At 66.6% G+C, this 17,027-nt stretch carries 20 protein-coding genes; 15 read left to right on the top strand and 5 right to left on the bottom strand.

Annotated elements, in window-relative coordinates:
- Nucleotides 1-14: 14 nt before the first annotated feature.
- Nucleotides 15-401 carry a VOC family protein gene (locus tag ASF00_RS01950; RefSeq protein WP_055873382.1) on the top strand — a complete coding sequence of 129 codons (387 nt, stop codon included), beginning with the start codon at nt 15-17 and terminating at the stop codon, nt 399-401.
- Nucleotides 402-617: 216 nt separating this feature from the next.
- Here the strand turns inward: ASF00_RS01950 and ASF00_RS01945 are convergent, their stop codons facing one another.
- Nucleotides 618-1,790, bottom strand: a complete 1,173-nt coding sequence (locus ASF00_RS01945) for an MBL fold metallo-hydrolase (protein WP_082463166.1) — start codon at nt 1,788-1,790, stop codon at nt 618-620.
- Between the two features lie 110 nt (nt 1,791-1,900).
- On the opposite strand from ASF00_RS01945, the gene ASF00_RS01940 reads away from it, so the two are divergent.
- Nucleotides 1,901-3,481 (top strand): amidase, encoded by a 1,581-nt coding sequence (locus ASF00_RS01940; RefSeq protein ID WP_082463165.1) that lies wholly within the window; start codon nt 1,901-1,903, stop codon nt 3,479-3,481.
- Nucleotides 3,482-3,615: 134 nt separating this feature from the next.
- Here the strand turns inward: ASF00_RS01940 and ASF00_RS01935 are convergent, their stop codons facing one another.
- A complete protein-coding gene (locus ASF00_RS01935; protein WP_055873376.1) occupies nt 3,616-4,011 on the bottom strand; it encodes a DUF4345 domain-containing protein in 396 nt (131 codons plus the stop codon).
- On the bottom strand, nt 4,008-4,466 hold the full coding sequence (locus ASF00_RS01930; protein WP_055873373.1) for a DUF2721 domain-containing protein: 459 nt from the start codon (nt 4,464-4,466) through the stop codon (nt 4,008-4,010). Before ASF00_RS01930 ends, ASF00_RS01935 begins: the two co-directional genes overlap by 4 nt.
- A gap of 125 nt (nt 4,467-4,591) precedes the next feature.
- On the opposite strand from ASF00_RS01930, the gene ASF00_RS01925 reads away from it, so the two are divergent.
- Complete coding sequence (locus tag ASF00_RS01925; RefSeq protein WP_055873370.1) at nt 4,592-5,350, top strand: hypothetical protein; 759 nt, start codon at nt 4,592-4,594, stop codon at nt 5,348-5,350.
- 85 nt (nt 5,351-5,435) lie between these two features.
- On the opposite strand, the gene ASF00_RS19210 is transcribed toward ASF00_RS01925, so the two are convergent.
- Together ASF00_RS19210 and ASF00_RS01915 are read right to left on the bottom strand one after the other, a co-directional pair.
- Nucleotides 5,436-6,842: a methyl-accepting chemotaxis protein gene (locus ASF00_RS19210; protein ID WP_235525551.1), complete on the bottom strand. Its 1,407-nt coding sequence runs from the start codon at nt 6,840-6,842 to the stop codon at nt 5,436-5,438.
- Nucleotides 6,843-6,861: 19 nt separating this feature from the next.
- Entirely contained in the window at nt 6,862-8,205 is a 1,344-nt protein-coding gene (locus ASF00_RS01915) for a methyl-accepting chemotaxis protein (protein WP_055875221.1), read from the bottom strand.
- A 299-nt stretch (nt 8,206-8,504) separates the two neighbouring features.
- On the opposite strand from ASF00_RS01915, the gene sdhC reads away from it, so the two are divergent.
- The 12 genes from sdhC to ASF00_RS01855 all read left to right on the top strand — a co-directional run bounded on the left by sdhC (nt 8,505) and on the right by ASF00_RS01855 (nt 17,006).
- Complete coding sequence (sdhC, locus tag ASF00_RS18895) at nt 8,505-8,915, top strand: succinate dehydrogenase, cytochrome b556 subunit (protein ID WP_055873367.1); 411 nt, start codon at nt 8,505-8,507, stop codon at nt 8,913-8,915.
- Nucleotides 8,915-9,301, top strand: a complete 387-nt coding sequence (gene sdhD / locus ASF00_RS01905; protein ID WP_055873364.1) for a succinate dehydrogenase, hydrophobic membrane anchor protein — start codon at nt 8,915-8,917, stop codon at nt 9,299-9,301. The genes sdhC and sdhD overlap by 1 nt, the downstream gene beginning before the upstream one ends.
- Entirely contained in the window at nt 9,301-11,103 is a 1,803-nt protein-coding gene (sdhA, locus tag ASF00_RS01900; RefSeq protein WP_055873361.1) for a succinate dehydrogenase flavoprotein subunit, read from the top strand. Before sdhD ends, sdhA begins: the two co-directional genes overlap by 1 nt.
- Nucleotides 11,103-11,378 (top strand): hypothetical protein, encoded by a 276-nt coding sequence (locus tag ASF00_RS01895; RefSeq protein ID WP_055873358.1) that lies wholly within the window; start codon nt 11,103-11,105, stop codon nt 11,376-11,378. The genes sdhA and ASF00_RS01895 overlap by 1 nt, the downstream gene beginning before the upstream one ends.
- 197 nt (nt 11,379-11,575) lie before the next feature.
- The gene (locus ASF00_RS01890; protein ID WP_055873357.1) at nt 11,576-11,824 is read left to right on the top strand and encodes a DUF1902 domain-containing protein; all 249 of its coding nucleotides are present in this window, start codon (nt 11,576-11,578) and stop codon (nt 11,822-11,824) included.
- Nucleotides 11,825-11,830: 6 nt separating this feature from the next.
- Nucleotides 11,831-12,028 carry a type II toxin-antitoxin system HicA family toxin gene (locus ASF00_RS01885; RefSeq protein WP_055873352.1) on the top strand — a complete coding sequence of 66 codons (198 nt, stop codon included), beginning with the start codon at nt 11,831-11,833 and terminating at the stop codon, nt 12,026-12,028.
- Nucleotides 12,029-12,084: 56 nt separating this feature from the next.
- Nucleotides 12,085-12,666, top strand: a complete 582-nt coding sequence (locus tag ASF00_RS01880) for a ClpP family protease (protein ID WP_055873349.1) — start codon at nt 12,085-12,087, stop codon at nt 12,664-12,666.
- Between the two features lie 130 nt (nt 12,667-12,796).
- Nucleotides 12,797-13,591, top strand: coding sequence for a succinate dehydrogenase iron-sulfur subunit (locus tag ASF00_RS01875; protein WP_055873347.1), 795 nt, complete (start codon nt 12,797-12,799; stop codon nt 13,589-13,591).
- Between the two features lie 142 nt (nt 13,592-13,733).
- The gene (locus tag ASF00_RS01870; RefSeq protein WP_055873343.1) at nt 13,734-14,213 is read left to right on the top strand and encodes a PaaI family thioesterase; all 480 of its coding nucleotides are present in this window, start codon (nt 13,734-13,736) and stop codon (nt 14,211-14,213) included.
- Nucleotides 14,214-14,335: 122 nt separating this feature from the next.
- Nucleotides 14,336-15,430 carry a cell division protein ZapE gene (gene zapE, locus ASF00_RS01865; RefSeq protein WP_055873340.1) on the top strand — a complete coding sequence of 365 codons (1,095 nt, stop codon included), beginning with the start codon at nt 14,336-14,338 and terminating at the stop codon, nt 15,428-15,430.
- A gap of 249 nt (nt 15,431-15,679) precedes the next feature.
- Entirely contained in the window at nt 15,680-16,642 is a 963-nt protein-coding gene (gene mdh, locus ASF00_RS01860; protein ID WP_055873338.1) for a malate dehydrogenase, read from the top strand.
- 67 nt (nt 16,643-16,709) lie between these two features.
- On the top strand, nt 16,710-17,006 hold the full coding sequence (locus tag ASF00_RS01855) for a GIY-YIG nuclease family protein (protein ID WP_055873335.1): 297 nt from the start codon (nt 16,710-16,712) through the stop codon (nt 17,004-17,006).
- Nucleotides 17,007-17,027 lie beyond the last annotated feature (21 nt).

The raw sequence follows: 17,027 nt of genomic DNA, 5'->3' as shown, positions 1-17,027 counted from the left end.
AAGAGGAGAGAGTCATGATCGGCTACGCAACGCTCGGCACCAACGATATCGACGCCGCGCTGACCTTCTACGACGCGCTGCTCGCGACCGCCGGCGGCAAGCGGCTCATGCAGATGCCCGACGATCGCAAGCTGACCTTCTACGGCGCCGGCGCGGCCAAGCCGATGCTCGTGGTCGGCAAGCCCTATGACGGCCAGGCCGCGACCGCGGGCAACGGCACGATGGTCGCGCTGGCCGCGGATTCGCGCGCGCAGGTCGACCAGGTCCACGCCAAAGCGATCGAACTCGGCGGTGCGGACGAAGGCGCCCCCGGTATGCGCGGGCCTGAAGAAATGGGCTTCTACGGCGCCTATTTCCGCGATCTCGACGGCAACAAGCTGTGCGTGTTCAAGATCGGGTGAGCGGGCGGGTCCGATTGGGCGATTACCGCCCCGGCCTAATACACCACATCGACTGAGCCACCACCCCGGCGCAGGCCGGGGCCCAGTTGGAAAGGTGGCAGTAACGAAGCGCTGTCCCCTGCCAGCAGCCTCCCCCAACTGGACCCCGGCCTCCGCCGGGGTGCTTCCTCAGTCGGTGCCACGGCGCGGCAAGCTATCCGAGACCGATACCCCGGCCTACCGCAGTGCCCGAACCGCCGCGGTATCGAGGCATTTCAGCAAAGCCGCCCGCGGCATCGGCGTCCCCGTCACCGGCTTCACATATCCCCCAACTTCCACCGGCCGCCCGATCGCCACCGGCGCGAAGCCGCTCTGCCCGGTACACCGCATCGCCGCCGCGAGCAGCTTGGGCGGCGTGTCATACCCCTCGAACGACAGCCGGAACGTCCCCCAGTGGATCGGGATCGCATGCGCCGCGCCCAGCCGGCGATAGACCTCGACCGCATCGACCGGCCCGATATGGCTCCCCGACTCCATCTGCCCGTCGACGAACCGGAACGCGCCGATCGGGATCAGCGCCAGCCGGATCGGGCCGAGCGCTGCGGCCTCGACCGGCCACCTGCCGTCGCCCATCCCCGTATCACCCGCAAAGAACACGTTCCCGCCCGGCAGCGTCACCACGAAGCTCGACCACAACGCCCGGTTCCGATCGCTGAACCAGCGGCTGCCCCAATGATGGTTGCGAGTCACGCTGACCGAAACGCCCGGCTTGATCGCCACCCGCTGCCCCCAATCGAGCGCGGTCGCCGTCGCGCCGGTCTGCCCGATCACGCTGTCGTTCCCCAAGCTCGTGACGATCCGCGGCCGATCGCGCCGCCACAGACGGCCGAGCGTCGCCTTGTCGAGATGGTCGTAATGATCGTGGCTGACCAGCACGAGGTCGATCTTCGGCAGCGCATCGAAGGCAATCCCCGGCTCGGCGACCCGACGCGGCCCCGCGCCGAGCGGCCCCGCTTTCTCCGCCCACACCGGATCGGTCAGGATGTTGAGCCCCCGCGTCTGGATCAGTACGCTCGCATGGCCGACCCACGTCACGACCATCCGCTCGCCCTCGACTCGCGCGGGCGGCGCTATCGGCCGTACCGCCACCGAACTGGGCCAGGCCGGCCGGCCGTCGCTGCCCGTGAAATAGCGCCAGAAGAAGCTCGCGCGCCCGCCGCCTGCCGGCTGGATTTGCTGCGTATCAGCGTCGTTGTCGGGGTTCGCGAATCGCTCGCCGTCGAAATGCGCAGTCGCCGGCCCCCGATAATAAATCCGGTCGAGGAACCTCGGGACGATCGTCACCGCCAGCGCGACGACCACGATCGTCAGCAGCACGACACTCCCGACGATCTTCAACACCAGCCGCACGTCGTTCCCCTATCCGTTACCGCTTCATAACGCATCGTCGACACCATCGTTCAGGCCGCTTGGCGCAAGCCATGAACCTCGATAGCCTCGCGCCAAAGGGGATTCGAAAAATGCGTAAGCTTATCATCGGGCTATTGCTCGCGACCGCGATTCCAGCGGCGGCATATTCGAAGACGGTCATGGTCGAGGAACAGTCGATCGACCAGCTCCAGGCGATGATGACCGCGGGCAAGGCGAGCAGCGCCGATCTCGTCCGCGCCTATCTTGCGCGGATCGCGGCGATGGACCGCTCCGGGCCAGCCTTGCGCGCCGTCATCGCGCTCAACCCCGACGCGCTGGCGCAGGCCAAGGCGCTCGACGCCGAACGCAAGGCGGGGCGCGTCCGCGGTCCGCTCCACGGCGTGCCCGTGCTGATCAAGGACAATGTCGAGACTGCCGATGCGATGCCGACCACCGCGGGCAGCCTCGCGCTGAAGGACAACATGACCCGCCGCGACGCGCCCGTCGTCGCGCGGCTCCGTGCCGCGGGGGCGGTGATCCTCGGCAAGACCAACCTCAGCGAATGGGCGAACATCCGCTCGACCCGGTCGATGAGCGGGTGGAGCGCGGTCGGCGGCCTGGTGCGCAACCCCTATGCGCTCGATCGCACCGCCTGCGGCTCGTCGAGCGGCTCTGGCGCCGCGATCGCGGCGAGCTTCGCGGCGGCGGCGATCGGCACGGAGACCGACGGCTCGGTCGTCTGCCCGTCGTCGATCAACGGGCTCGTCGGGCTGAAGCCGACGCTGGGCCTCGTCAGCCGCACGCATGTCGTGCCGATCAGCCATAGCCAGGATACGCCGGGCCCGATGGCGCGCGGCGTGCGCGACGTCGCGACGATGCTCTCGGCGATGATCGCGGCCGACCCGGCGGATCCGGCGACCGCGGGGGCAGGGGCCTACCAGCGCGACTATGCCGCAGCCCTCTCGACCAGCGCGCTGTCGGGCCTGCGTGTCGGCGTGCTCCGGCCCGAGATGACCGCGGACGTCGCCGCCAGATACCAGGCCGCGCTTGACGTGCTGAAGGCCGCAGGCGCGGTCCTCGTCGAGGTCAAGCAACCCAAGCTCGACGGTCTCGGCGAGGCCGAGTTGCTGGTTCTCCAGACCGAGCTGAAGGCCGATCTCGACACCTATCTCGCGACCACACCCGCGGCGGTCCGCACGCGCTCGCTCGATCAGGTGATCGCGTTCAACACCGCGAACGCCGCGACCGAAATGCCGTTCTTCGCGCAGGAGACGTTCGACGCGGCGGCCAGGACCAAGGGCCTGAACGACCCCGCCTACAAGGCCGCGCGCGCGAAATCGCTCAGGCTGGCAGGCGCGGAGGGGATCGACGCGATGCTCAAGAGCGCGGGCGCGACCGTGCTGGTCGAGCCGACCTACGGCCCCGCCTGGCTCAGCGAACCGGTCTACGGCGATCAATATGGCGGCCCGAGCTCGAGCGAACTGCCGGCGGTCGCAGGCTATCCGAACTTGACCGTACCGATGGGGCTGGTCCGCGGCCTGCCGGTCGGCCTGTCGTTCATCGCGACTCGATACGGCGATGCGGCGGTGCTCGGCGCCGGCTATGCCTATGAACAGCGCGCAAAGGCCCGCATCGCCCCTCAGTACCTACCGACCGCCGACGTCGGCCCCAGCTTGGAACCGGTTCGCTGACCGAACGATCCTCCCCCTGGCGGGGGAGGTGGCGTCGAAGGCGACGGAGGGGGAGGCAAGCGATGACGCCTGTTCCGTGTCCGCCCCCTCCGTCTGGCGACCGCCAGCCACCTCCCCCTGGCGGGGGAGGATCGTCAGGCGCGGACGACCCGCTTTGCGAAATTCCACTGCCACAGCATCAGCAACGGCACGACGACGGTCTCCATCACCAGCCCGAGCACATGCCCCTGCGACGGCACCCCCACTGCCAGCAGTGAAATCCCGCGCGACAGTCCCCCGACGACGATCAACCCGCCCAGCAACCGGAATCGCGCGCCCTTGCGCTCGACATCCGGAATGCAGCTGACGAACCCAAGTCCCGTCGCGAAGAAGATCCCCGAGATATAGCGGAAATGGCTGTCCAGATCGCGCGGCACATCGGCCAGATGCCCGAACGGCACGGGGCCATGCAGCACGCCCTGGCCGCCGACGATCAGCGGCAACAGGCATGCGACCGCGATCACCGCCTGCAGCAGGCGCTTTTCGATCATGGCAGATCCCTCAGCAATTCCGGACGGATCCGGAAGGCCCGCAACGACATCCTGACCTCGAAGATGAACGAGACCAGCGCGGCGATCAGCAGGATCATCGCAAGAATGAAGCACAAGGCGACCGCCGTGCCGAAATGCAGCTTGGCAAGCTCGGCGATGAACAGCAGCGCGATCAGCACGCACGTCATGATCGCGCTCGACACCGCGAGGAACAGCGCGGCGTTGATGATCGTCATGCGCCGGTCGAGCAGGCGCAGTTCCCAGCCATAGCGCGTCCGTTCGGCGGGCGAAAAATCGGGATGCAGCTGCTCCAGTTTCCGCGCCCGGTCGATCACGCGCGAGAGCCGCCCCGCCAGCACGTTGAGCAGCTGGCCGATACCGGCGAGCATGAACACCGGCGCAAGCGAGAGCTGGATCGTCTGGGCGATCGTCGAAATGGCGGGGATCGTCGGCATCGCTGTACCATGATGGCTAATGCGGCCGATTGGAAGGACGCGGCGTGGCGAAACCTCGCTGTAATCGGGCGACAACCGACGAAATGACATGCAATCCGGCCCCGCCACGCGCTATCGGAGGTCGCATGTCCAAGCCGATGCTCCTGGCCGACTTCGTCCGCTTGCCGCCGACCGTGCGCGGTGACGTGGTCGAAGGGCTGGCCGCGGCGATCGACATCGTCGCCGAGCGCGGGCCGCCGAGCCACCGCTTCCTTCGCTTCGGCTGGTACGCCGCCGCGCTGGCCGCTTATGGCGGCGCGGCGCGAACGCTGGTCGTCGAGGAGGATGGCGCGCCGGTCGTCGCGCTGCCGTTCGTCGGGCATCGCCGGTTCGGGGTCGCGGCGGTTCCGGGATGCCGCTGGCCGTTCCGCAGCGTCGGCGTGGCGCTGGGCGCGACCGACGCCGCGCTCAGGATCGCCCTCGTGACGCTGGCCGCGCAGATCAACGGCCTGCGCTTGGGCCCGATCTGCGACGGCGATCCCGCCGCGACCGCGCTGATCGCCATCGCCCGCGCGCAGCGCTGGATCGCGCTCGAGCGCACGCCCGGACGCGCTGCGCCAACCCCGCTCGACGACCGCGCATTCTGGCGCGCGGCGGTGGCCGATCCGGTGCTCGCCCGGATGATCCGCCAGTCGGAGGCCTCGATCGATGGCGCGGGCGGTGCGATCGCGATCGAAACCGGCGACGGCATCTACCGTGCCGCCAGAAATGCCTCCGGCCAGCCGATACCATCACCGGAAAGCGCGCCGACCCGCGAATGGCTTTTGCTCAGGCCCGGTCTGCCCGCGCTTCTAGGCCGCATGTTCGGCTGGGTCTGGACGCGGACCGGTCGCCCCCACTGGTAGCCTATCGGGCAGCCCGTCTTGTCCCCTGCATGATGAACTCCGCGTCTCGGCACGCCGGCGAGGCCTCGACCGCCTGCGCAAAATCCTACCCGACGCTCGCCGAAAATCCGTTCGCAGCGCAGCGCAAGACCCCCAGCTGATCGTCGACCGCGCCGAACGCGTGGCCGAGCTGGTCGATCTCGGAGGCCACGGTCTCGGTGTCCTCGCGGATCGTGGCGATGGTGTGCGCCATCAGATCCGCCGCCAGCGCGGTTTCGTCGACCGCCGCGGTGATCGCGCTGACGGTCTGCGCCTGCGCCTCCATCGCGTGCCGGATCCGCGCAGCGCTGCGCTGGACCTCGGCGACGGTCGACTTGATCTGGGCATTCGTCGCGACCGTCGCCGCGGTCGCCGACTGGATCGCGGCGATCTTAGCGGCGATGTCGTCGGTCGCGCGCGCAGTCTGGTTGGCCAGCGATTTCACCTCCTGCGCGACCACCGCAAAGCCGCGCCCGGCATCGCCTGCGCGTGCCGCCTCGATCGTGGCGTTCAGCGCGAGCAGATTGGTCTGCCCGGCGATGGTACGGATCAGGCCCAGGATCGATTCGATCGACTTGGCGTGCTCGCTCAGCGCTTCCGATACGCCGACCGCCTCGCCGGTCTGGGCGGAGGCGCGGTCGGCAATCGTGCCCGCGGCCTCGACTTCGCCGCGGGCGTCCTCGATCGCGCGGATCAGCCCGGCGGTGGTGCGTGCCGCCTCGCGCATCGCCACCGCCGACTGTTCCGCCGCCGCCGCGACCTCGCTCGTGCGGCCGATCATGCCGCGGGTCGAGGCCGATGTCCCGGCCGCCTGCACGCGGATCCGCGCACCCAGCGCCGCGGTATCCTCAATCGATGCGGCGATGCTGCTGCGAAACTCGGTCGCCCGCGTCTGTCGTTCGATCCGTGCCGCCTCCGCATCGCTCGCGCCGAGATGCGATGCCATGATATCCGCCTCGATCAGCGCCAGCCGCTGGACCACGTCGCTCAGCGTCCGCATCCCCGACAGGTCGCCCGTGAGCCGATCCGCCAGCAGGTTCAGCGTCACGCTGTGCGCAAAGGCCAGCGACGACAGCAGCGCGGGCAGGGGGACGCCCGCGCGATGCGAATCCTGCGCATGGTCGATCGCCATCGCCTTCCACGCATCGTCGTTGGGGGCAACGTATTTCAGCCGCACATATTCGGTGCTCGCGGCGATCCGCTGATCGAGCAGCGCGGGCGTGAAATGCCGCAGCAAATGTTGCGCCGAGTCGAGCGAGAGGTAATGGCGCCAGAAGGTCTCGGCGATCTGGCGCCGATCCTCGGGTTCCAGCAAAGCGCTAAGCGTCGCGCAGGCGGGCTCGATCAACCCGTCCCAATCATAATCATGCACACGCTCGCGCAGCGGCCGCTGATCACCGCCCCAGTTGCGCACCGGACTGCGGGTCTTGGTCTCGCCGGCCGGGACGGCCATGCTCTCCTGGTGATCGATCATAGCCCCTCCTGAGCGTCATTCATGCGGCGACTTTGGCGACGAAATCCCCTGCGCTGTTCTTCAGATTGCCGAGCCGCGAGTCGAGCACGTCGAAGCCGCGGCCGACGCCGTCGATCTCGGTCGCGACCGTCTCGGTATCCTCGCGGATCGCCGCGATCGTGGTCGACATCGAATCGGCGGCGAGCGCCGTCTCGTCGACCGCTGCGGTGATCGCGGTCACGGTCTGCGCCTGCGCTTCCATCGCATAGCGGATCCGGTCGGCGCTCTCCTGCACCTCCGCCACGGTCGACTTGATCGACGCGTTGGTCTCGACCGTCGAGCGGGTCGCGGACTGGATCGCGGCGATCTTCGCGGCGATGTCGTCGGTCGCGCGCGCGGTCTGGTTGGCCAGGCTCTTGACCTCCTGCGCCACCACCGCGAAGCCGCGGCCCGCATCGCCTGCGCGCGCCGCCTCGATCGTCGCGTTGAGCGCGAGCAGATTGGTCTGCCCCGCAATGTCGCGGATCAGCCCAAGGATCGATTCGATCGACTTGGCATGATCGCTCAGTGTTTCGGACATGCCGACCGCCTGGCCCGCCTGCACCGACGCCCGGTTGGCGATCTCGGCCGCAGCCTCGACCTCGGTCCGCGCATCCTCGATCGCGCGGATCAGCCCGGCGGCGGTCTGCGCGGCTTCGCGCATCGCGACCGCGGATTGCTCGGCGGCCGCGGCGACTTCGCTCGCCTTGCCCAGCACCGCGCGGGTCGACGCCGAACTGCGCATTGCCTGCTCGCGCAGCATATGCCCTTCGTCGGTCGCGGTCTCGACCATCGCCGCGATGCCGTCGCGGAACTCCGCCGCCAGCGTATCGCGCGCGTTCTGCGCGGAATGCGTGCTGTACGCGTTATAGATCGCGACGGTGATCTCGCCTTCGAGCGCGGACAGTCGCATCAGCGTATCGATGAAGATCGGCAGCTTGGCGTCCGATCGGTCGACCCTGCGCATCAGCACCTCGAGCGCGGCACGGTCGCTCGCGCTGATCATCGACAGCAGCGCCATCGGCGATACGGACGCGACATAGGCGGCCGCGACCGACCGCTCGACCGACTCGATCCAGGCGCGCCCGCTCGTCTCGAGGAAGCGATTGCGCAGGAACGTGCAGCCCACCTCGATCATCCGCTCGGTCTCGTGCGGCGCCCAGATCCGTTCGTCGGAGAAGCAGCGCAGCCACTGCTCCCAATACGCTTTCGAGACATGCGTGATCTCGGGCGCGAGCGCGGCCCATACTTCGCGACTTGCGCCAGCCAGCGAGCCGTCGAAGTCGAACACGCGCAGACGGGCGGCCAGGTCGACGGAGGCGGCGATCACGCCGGGTTCCGGCAGGTCGGTGGTGGTCAAGATGCTGGGCTCCGGATCGGGAATACCGGCCCAGCGCTACACCGCATGTCTTAAGAGCGGGTTAGGGATGGGGCCGTGTCGACCGCGTCGCGGACGATTTCAAAACCGCAATGATGGATATCTGCGTCGTCGAGCCGCGTGGAGCGCCAACCATTGCCTTGGGTTATCGGATCGCCCCCAATGGGTTGCATCGCAGCACATGGTGGCTAATAGGTCGCCCGATCTCTATATTCCGGGCCAAGACCGTTTTTGGTTCGTCATCTTCTGGTTCGAGGACTCCGCCCTTGGCATCGCGCAACCCGGCACGCCCGCTTTCTCCCCATCTGCAGGTCTATAAATGGGGCCCGCACATGCTGGTCTCGATCCTGCACCGCGCGACCGGCAGCGGGATGGCGACCGTCGGCAGCCTGCTGCTCGTCTGGTGGCTCGCCGCGATCGCCGCGGGCGATCAGGCCTACGCCACCTTCGTCGACGTGTTTACGCGCGATACCGGCGGCCTCAACATCCTCGGCTATATCGTCGCGGTCGGCCTGACGCTGTCGCTGTTCCAGCACATGATGACGGGCATCCGCCACTTCGTGCTCGATACCGGCGCCGGCTACGAACTGAAGCGGAACAAGATGGGCGCGATCGCGACGATGGTCGCAAGCGTCGCGCTCACGGTCGTGTTCTGGCTCTACATGGGGATCAAGTAATGGGTAGCGGTACGGCAGTCGGTCGCGTCCGCGGCCTCGGCAGCGCCAAGCACGGCACGCTTCACTGGTGGCGGCAGCGCCTGACCGCGGGCGCCAACCTGTTCCTCATGCTCTGGCTGATGATCTCGGTCGCGCGCATGCCCGGCTATGACTACGCCGCGGTCCATCTGTGGCTGCAATCGGCGTGGGTCGCGGTGCCGATGGCGCTGCTGATCCTGTCGGTCTTCTATCATTTCCGTCTCGGTCTTCAGGTCGTGATCGAGGATTACCAGCATGGCGAGAGCCGTGTCGTGGCGATGATCCTGCTCAACCTGTTCACCTTCACGCTGGGCGGCATCGCCCTGTTCGCGATCCTCAAGGTCGCCTTCTCCGGAGCCCCCGCGTAATGTCTGCTTCGTACAAGATCATCGATCATACCTATGATGCGGTCGTCGTCGGGGCCGGCGGCTCGGGCCTGCGCGCCACGATGGGCATCGCCGAGAGCGGGCTGAAGACCGCGTGCATCACCAAGGTCTTCCCGACCCGGTCGCACACCGTCGCCGCCCAGGGCGGCATCGCCGCGTCGCTCGGTAACAACTCGCCGGATCACTGGACCTGGCACATGTTCGACACCGTCAAGGGCTCCGACTGGCTCGGCGACCAGGACGCGATCGAATATCTGTGCCGCGAGGCCCCGCAGGCGGTGTACGAGCTCGAACATGCCGGCATGCCGTTCAGCCGTAACGAGAACGGCACGATCTATCAGCGCCCGTTCGGCGGCCACATGCAGAACATGGGCGAGGGGCCCCCGGTCCAGCGTACCGCTGCCGCCGCCGATCGCACCGGCCACGCGATGCTCCACGCGCTCTACCAGCAGAGCCTGAAGTACAATACGGACTTCTTCGTCGAGTATTTCGCGCTCGACCTGATCATGGAAAACGGCGTCTGCCGCGGCGTCATCGCGCTGTGCATGGAAGACGGCTCGATCCACCGCTTCCGCAGCCACCAGACCGTGCTCGCCACCGGCGGCTATGGCCGCGTCTATTTCTCGGCGACCTCCGCGCACACCTGCACCGGCGACGGCAACGCGATGGTGCTCCGCGCCGGGCTTCCGTTGCAGGACATGGAGTTCGTCCAGTTCCACCCGACCGGCATCTACGGCGCGGGCGTGCTCATCACCGAGGGCGCACGCGGTGAGGGCGGCTACCTGACCAACTCCGAGGGCGAGCGCTTCATGGAGCGTTATGCTCCGTCGGCGAAGGACCTCGCCTCGCGCGACGTCGTCAGCCGCTCGATGGCGCTCGAAATGCGCGAAGGCCGCGGCGTCGGCAAGAACGGCGACCACATCTTCCTGCACCTCGATCACATCGATCCCAAGGTGCTTGCCGAGCGCCTGCCGGGCATCACCGAGACCGGCAAGGTCTTTGCCGGCGTCGATCTCACGCGCCAGCCGCTGCCCGTCACGCCGACCGTCCACTACAACATGGGCGGCATCCCGACCAACTTCCACGGCGAGGTCGTCAACCTCGTCGACGGCAACCCCGATGCGGTCGTCCCCGGCCTCTTCGCGGTCGGTGAGGCCGCGTGCGTCTCGGTTCACGGCGCCAACCGTCTCGGCTCGAACAGCCTGATCGATCTCGTGGTGTTCGGCCGCGCGACCGGCCTGCGCATCAAGGACACGCTGAAGCCCGGCACCGCGCACGCGCCGCTGCCCAAGGGTTCGGAAGATCTCGCGCTCACGCGTCTCGATCACTTCCGCAACGCGAGCGGCGGCTCGCCGACCGCGCAGATCCGTCTCGACATGCAGCAGACCATGCAGAAGCATTGCGCCGTGTTCCGCGACACCGAGTTGCTGAACCAGGGCGTCGAGAAGATGGCCGGGATCTACAACCGGATGACCGACGTCGCCGTGAAGGATCGCAGCATGATCTGGAACACCGATCTGGTCGAGACGATGGAGCTCGACAATCTGATCGGCCAGGCCGTCGTCACGATGAACTCGGCGGCCAACCGCACCGAGTCGCGCGGCGCGCACATGCACGAGGACTTCCCCGAGCGTGACGATGCCAACTGGATGAAGCACACCATCACCACCTTCAACGGCTGGGGCGGCAAGGGCGGCGAGACCAAGATCGATTTCCGCCCGGTCCACGACTACACGCTCACTGACGACGTCGACTACATCAAGCCCAAGAAGCGGGTATACTGATGATCTGGGCCATCATCGCGATCGGGTTTCTCGTGCCCGTCGCGGTGGGGCTCCTGACTCGCTTCCCACCGATGATCGCCGGCTTTCTCTGGCCGGCGCTCGTCGCGATCCTGACCGCGATCTACGTCTTCGGGATTGAAACCCCCGGCGCCGGCGAAGAGCCGCAGAAGATCGCGATCACCTTCTACGCACTCTTCTCGCTCGTCGGCGGCGTGCCCGGCGGCCTGGTAGGCTGGATCCTCCAGCACAAGCGCACAAACAGCCGCCCAGGCTAAGCCGTCCTCCTGCGAACGCAGGAGCCCAGGATCCCAAGCGCCGCGTCCCGTTACCCTGGCCTCCTGCGTTCGCAGGAGAACGCCGATATTGCGCGTCAACGCCCTCCCGCATCCGATCCGGCAACAGCGGACGGTGGCGCCCAGCCGCAATCCCGCGTAAACCGGCTCGCACACCCTGCGGCAAGGCGAGGCTGGACATGGCGCATTGGACGATCCGCGCGGACTATGATCCCGAAGCCAGCGTTTGGTATTCGGTAGACGGCGACATCCCCGGGTTTGCCGCAGACGCGACGACGTTGGAAGCACTGGCTGCAAAGGCAGGCGCCATGCTGCCAGAACTTCTCGACATTCATGCTGACGATATCGCCGACCCCGCGCGCCTCGCCGGGCCGCATCGCATCCGCATCATCGCGCATCACGAGCGGGACTTCGAGATTGCGGCCTGACCGGGCATGGTTCGGGGGTATGCCGCGCAGGTTCGCGCAATCCTGACGGCAAACGGGTGCATTTTCGTGCGAAGCGGCAAGGGCGATCACGAGATCTGGCACAGCCCGCTCGCACCCCGCCCGATCGTCGTCGATGGTACGATCCTGTCTCGCCATACGGCCAACGCCATATTGAAGCAGGCGGGGATCTCGACGAAGCTCTAGCCCGTCCTTTTGTGTCGCCGCCCGGAACTCGCCGCCCCTGCGAAAGTTGCCCGCGCATGACCGACACATCCCCCGCATCGAACGCTCGCAACTACCCGTTGCTCGCCGCCCCGCACGTCCACCTCCACGGCCCGGTCGACGACGCGATGTACGATAATTTCAAATCGCAACTCGCCGCGGCGCCTGCCGACGGCCCCCTCGTCGTCTCGATCACCACGCTCGGCGGCGACCCCGAAGTCGCGCGCGCAATGGGCGACAATATCCGCCTGCTCCGCGACTATACCGGCCGCGAGACGCTCTTCCTCGGCAAGGTCGCGGTCTATTCGGCGGGCGCGACGTTCATGTCCGCCTTCCCGGTCGACAGCCGCTTCCTCACGCGCGGCAGCCGGATCATGATCCACGAGCGGCAGATGCAGAGCACGATCCAGCTCAACGGCCCGCTCAACACGCTGTCCTACGCGCTGAAAGCCAAGCTCCACGAGATCGAGGACTCGATCAACATCCAGGAGGAAGGCTTCCGCGCGATCGTCGAGGGCTCGAAGGTATCGCTCGAAGAGCTAAAGAAAAAGGCCCCCTCCAACTGGTACATCGAAGCCGAAGAGGCACGCGATCTGGGGCTCATCCTCGACATCATCTGACGGGGCGCTTCGGCAGTACCGGGCAGGTGTGACGCATGTTGCACCTGCTAAGCTAAGGGTTTGCGGGGAGGGCCGCTGTCATGTATCGGCTCTGACAACCTATCATCACACCACGGACGGACCGCTCGCAATGGCCGAATTCTCGCTCCCGAAGAACAGTGTCGTCAAGAAGGGCGTCAAGCACGCCCCGGTGACTCATGGGACCAGCGGGGGCAAGCGTCTGAAATCCTTCAAGGTCTACCGGTACGATCCGGACTCGGGCGAAAACCCGCGCTACGACACGTTCGCGCTCGATCTCGACGAGACCGGCCCGATGGTGCTCGACGCGCTGATCAAGATGAAGAGCGAGCAGGATAGCTCGCTCACCTTCCGTCGTTCGTGCCGCGAGGGCATTTGCGGCTCCTGCTCGATGAACATCAACGGCAAGAACGGCTTGGCCTGCACGACCGCGATCGAGGATTGCAAGGGCGAGGTCCAGATCACCCCGCTGCCGCACATGGACGTGATCAAGGACCTGGTCCCCGACTTCACGCATTTCTACGCGCAATATTCGTCGATCAAGCCCTGGCTGCAGACCGTCACCCCGCCGCCCTCGGGCAAGGAGCGGCTCCAGTCGCCCGCCGACCGCTCAAAGCTCGACGGCCTGTACGAGTGCATCCTGTGCGCGTGCTGCTCGACCTCGTGCCCGAGCTACTGGTGGAACAGCGACAAGTTCCTGGGGCCGGCGATCCTGTTGCAGGCCTATCGCTGGCTCGCCGACAGCCGCGACGAGATGACCGGCGAGCGTCTCGACGAGCTCGAGGATCCGTTCCGCCTGTATCGTTGCCACACGATCATGAATTGCGCGAACGCGTGCCCGAAGGGTCTGAACCCCGCCAAGGCGATCGCCGAGATCAAGAAGATGGAAGCCGAACGGGTGGTTTGATCCCGAAAGGGGGGACGGAACTCCCTCCCACTCCGTTCGTCCCGAGTAGCCATCGAGCGTGTCGAGATGGCGTATTGAAGGACATGTACCTCGATACGAGCCCTAGACTTCGCTCGGTCTCTACTCGGCACGAACGGCAATTATGACTGACAAACCCCATTTCGTAGAAGCCGAAGACCCCGCCAACCCGGGCTGGCGTACTTGGTCGCTCTCCGACCCGACCCGTTTCAACACCCTCCTCGGCCCCATGCTCTACCGCGTCGACGGCCAGATCGTCCGCGTCCGCATCACCCCCGAGCATCGCCACTCCAACCTCCAGAACAACGTCCATGGCGGCGCGCTCCTCGCGTTCATCGACGTCGCACTGTTTGCGGCCGCAAGGGGCTTCGGCTTGATCACCGCCGGCACCGCGGTGACGCTTGATCTCAACACGCAGTTTATCGGCGGCGGCAAGGTCGGCGCACCGATCGAGGCGCAGGTCGAGGTGCTCAAGGAGACCGGCCGCCTCTTGTTCCTGCGGGGCCTCGTGGTGCAAGGCGACGACGAAGCGAAGATCGCCGCCTTCTCGGCCACGATCCGCAAGCCGTCCGGCAAGCTTTCAAGCGCCGGCACCGCCACATAACACCACCCCGGCGAAGGCCGGGGCCCAATTGGGACACGATCATTGTTCAACCGCCCCGCTCCGTTATCGAAGCCTTCCCAATTGGGCCCCGGCCTTCGCCGGGGTGGAAAAGCGGTGGCGGCATGACCGTCCTCGCCGCCTACAACGCCCTCGTCGCCTCAGGCGAACTCCGCCCCGACCCCGAACAGGCCGCCGCCGCCGCGCGCCTGAACATGCTCGCCACCGAACTCGCCACCCCCAAGTCCACCGGCTTCTTCGCCCGCCTCACCGGCAAGAAACCCGACCCCCGCGGCGTCTACCTCTGGGGCGGCGTCGGCCGCGGCAAGTCGATGCTGATGGACCTGTTCTACGAGAACGCCGCGGTCGAGAAGAAGCGCCGCGTCCATTTCGGCGAGTTCATGCTCGAGGTCCACGCGCGCATCGCCGCCGAGCGTCGCAAGGAAGTCGGCGACCCGATCGTCCCCGTCGCCACCGCGATCGCCGACGAGACGCGCCTGCTCGCGTTCGACGAGATGATGGTCACCAACAGCCCCGACGCGATGATCCTGTCGCGGCTCGTCACCTCGCTGCTCGATTCCGGCGTGACGATCGTCACCACGTCCAATCGTGCGCCCGCCGATCTCTACAAGAACGGCCTCAACCGCGAGCATTTCCTCCCCTTCATCGCGACGATCGAGCAGCGTCTCGACGTGCTGCCCCTCAACGGCCCCGTCGATTACCGCCGCGACCGGCTCGGCAGCCAGGACACCTGGCTCGTCCCCAACGGCGCCGAGGCGACCGCGCAGCTCTCCGCCGCGTTCTTCCGCCTCACTGATTTCTCGACCGACGACAGCGAGCACGTCCCGTCCGAAGACCTCGTGGTGCAGGGCCGCACGCTCCGCGTCCCCAAGTCGCTCAAGGGCGTCGCGGTATTCAGCTTCAAGAAGCTGTGCGGCGAGGCGAGGGGGGTGGCCGACTACCTCGCCATCGCGCGCAAGTTCCACACGATCATCCTGGTCGGCATCCCCAAGCTCGGACCCGACAGCCGCAACGAGGCCGCCCGCTTTGTCGCGCTCATCGATGCGCTCTACGAACACAAGGTGAAGCTCCTCGCTGCCGCCGATGCGCAGCCCGGCGACCTCTACGAAACCGGCGACGGCCGCTTCGAATTCGACCGCACGATCAGCCGGCTGGAAGAGATGCGCTCCGAGGAGTATCTGGCCGAGGGGCATATCTGACCCTCCGAGCACCACCCCGGCGAAGGCCGGGGCCCAATTGGAAAGGTCGCAGTAACAGCGCGCATTGCTCCGTTAGCACCGTCCCCCAATTGGGCCCCGGCCTCCGCCGGGGTGGGTTTCACCTTATTGCTCATGCGAACGAGTTGCAATAACGCCCTCACTTTTCCGCTTTAGAGGTTGCCGTAAGGGCATAATGCGCGTAACCGGCGTCACCAATCACCCCGCACATACAGACGGAGACGGATTGGAATGGCTCGCAAGAAGATCGCGCTGATCGGCGCCGGTAATATCGGCGGCACGCTCGCGCACCTCGCAGCACTCAAGAATCTGGGCGATATCGTCCTGTTCGACGTCGCCGAGGGCATCCCCCAGGGCAAGGCACTCGATCTGTCGCAGTGCAGCCCCGTCGAAGGCTTCGACTCGACGATCACCGGCTCGAACGACTATGCCGACATCGCCGGCGCGGACGTCATCATCGTGACGGCGGGCGTCGCGCGGAAACCCGGCATGAGCCGCGACGACCTGCTCGGCATCAACCTGAAGGTCATGAAGGCCGTCGGCGAGGGCATCAAGGCCAACGCACCCGACGCGTTCGTGATCTGCATCACCAACCCGCTCGACGCGATGGTGTGGGCGCTGCGCGAATTCTCGGGTCTGCCGCATCACATGGTCGTTGGCATGGCCGGCGTGCTCGACTCGTCGCGCTTCAGCCACTTCCTCGCCGACGAGTTCAAGGTCTCGGTCAAGGACGTCACCAGCTTCGTGCTCGGCGGCCACGGCGACACGATGGTCCCGGTCATCTCCTACTCGACCGTCTCGGGCATCCCGGTTCCCGATCTCATCGCGATGGGCATGTCCACGCAGGAGAAGATCGACGCGATCGTCAAGCGCACGCGCGGCGGCGGCGGCGAGATCGTCGCTTTGCTCAAGACCGGCTCGGCCTATTACGCGCCCGCCACCAGCGGCATCGCGATGGCCGAAGCGTATCTCTACGACCAGAAGCGCGTCCTGCCGGCTGCGGCGTACGTCTCGGGTGAGTATGGTCTCAACGATCTCTACGTCGGCGTGCCGGTGATGATCGGTGCGGGCGGCGTCGAGAAGATCGTCGAGATCAAGCTCGACGACGAAGCCAAGGGCAACCTCCAGGTCTCGGTCGACGCGGTCAAGGAACTGATCGTGGCCTGCAAGGGTATCGACGGTAGCCTGAACTGAGGAAATGAACTGAGGTAAGCAATACCACCCCGGCGCAGGCCGGGGCCCAATTGGGAAGGCCCCCGTGATGGAAGACCAAGCATGCGTCTACATCATGGCCAGCGGGTTTAACGGTACGCTCTACCTCGGTTCGACGGTGAACCTGGCGAAGCGCGTGTGGGAACACCGCAATGGCGTCGTCGCAGGGTTCACGAAGAAGTACGACTGCAAGCTACTCGTCTGGTACGAATTGCTCGGCAGTTGGGAAGCCGCCCGGCAGCGCGAGCTGCACATGAAGGAGTGGAAGCGGGACTGGAAATTGCGGGAGATCAACGGTTTCAATCCCGGCTGGGACGACCTTTACGATCGCATCGCACGACCATGACCGCTTTCCCAATTGGGCCCC

The organism is Sphingomonas sp. Leaf34 (assembly GCF_001421805.1).
Classification (GTDB): domain Bacteria; phylum Pseudomonadota; class Alphaproteobacteria; order Sphingomonadales; family Sphingomonadaceae; genus Sphingomonas.
Note: the sequence above shows the minus strand (reverse complement) of the source record. Positions and strands in the feature narration are given on the sequence as shown.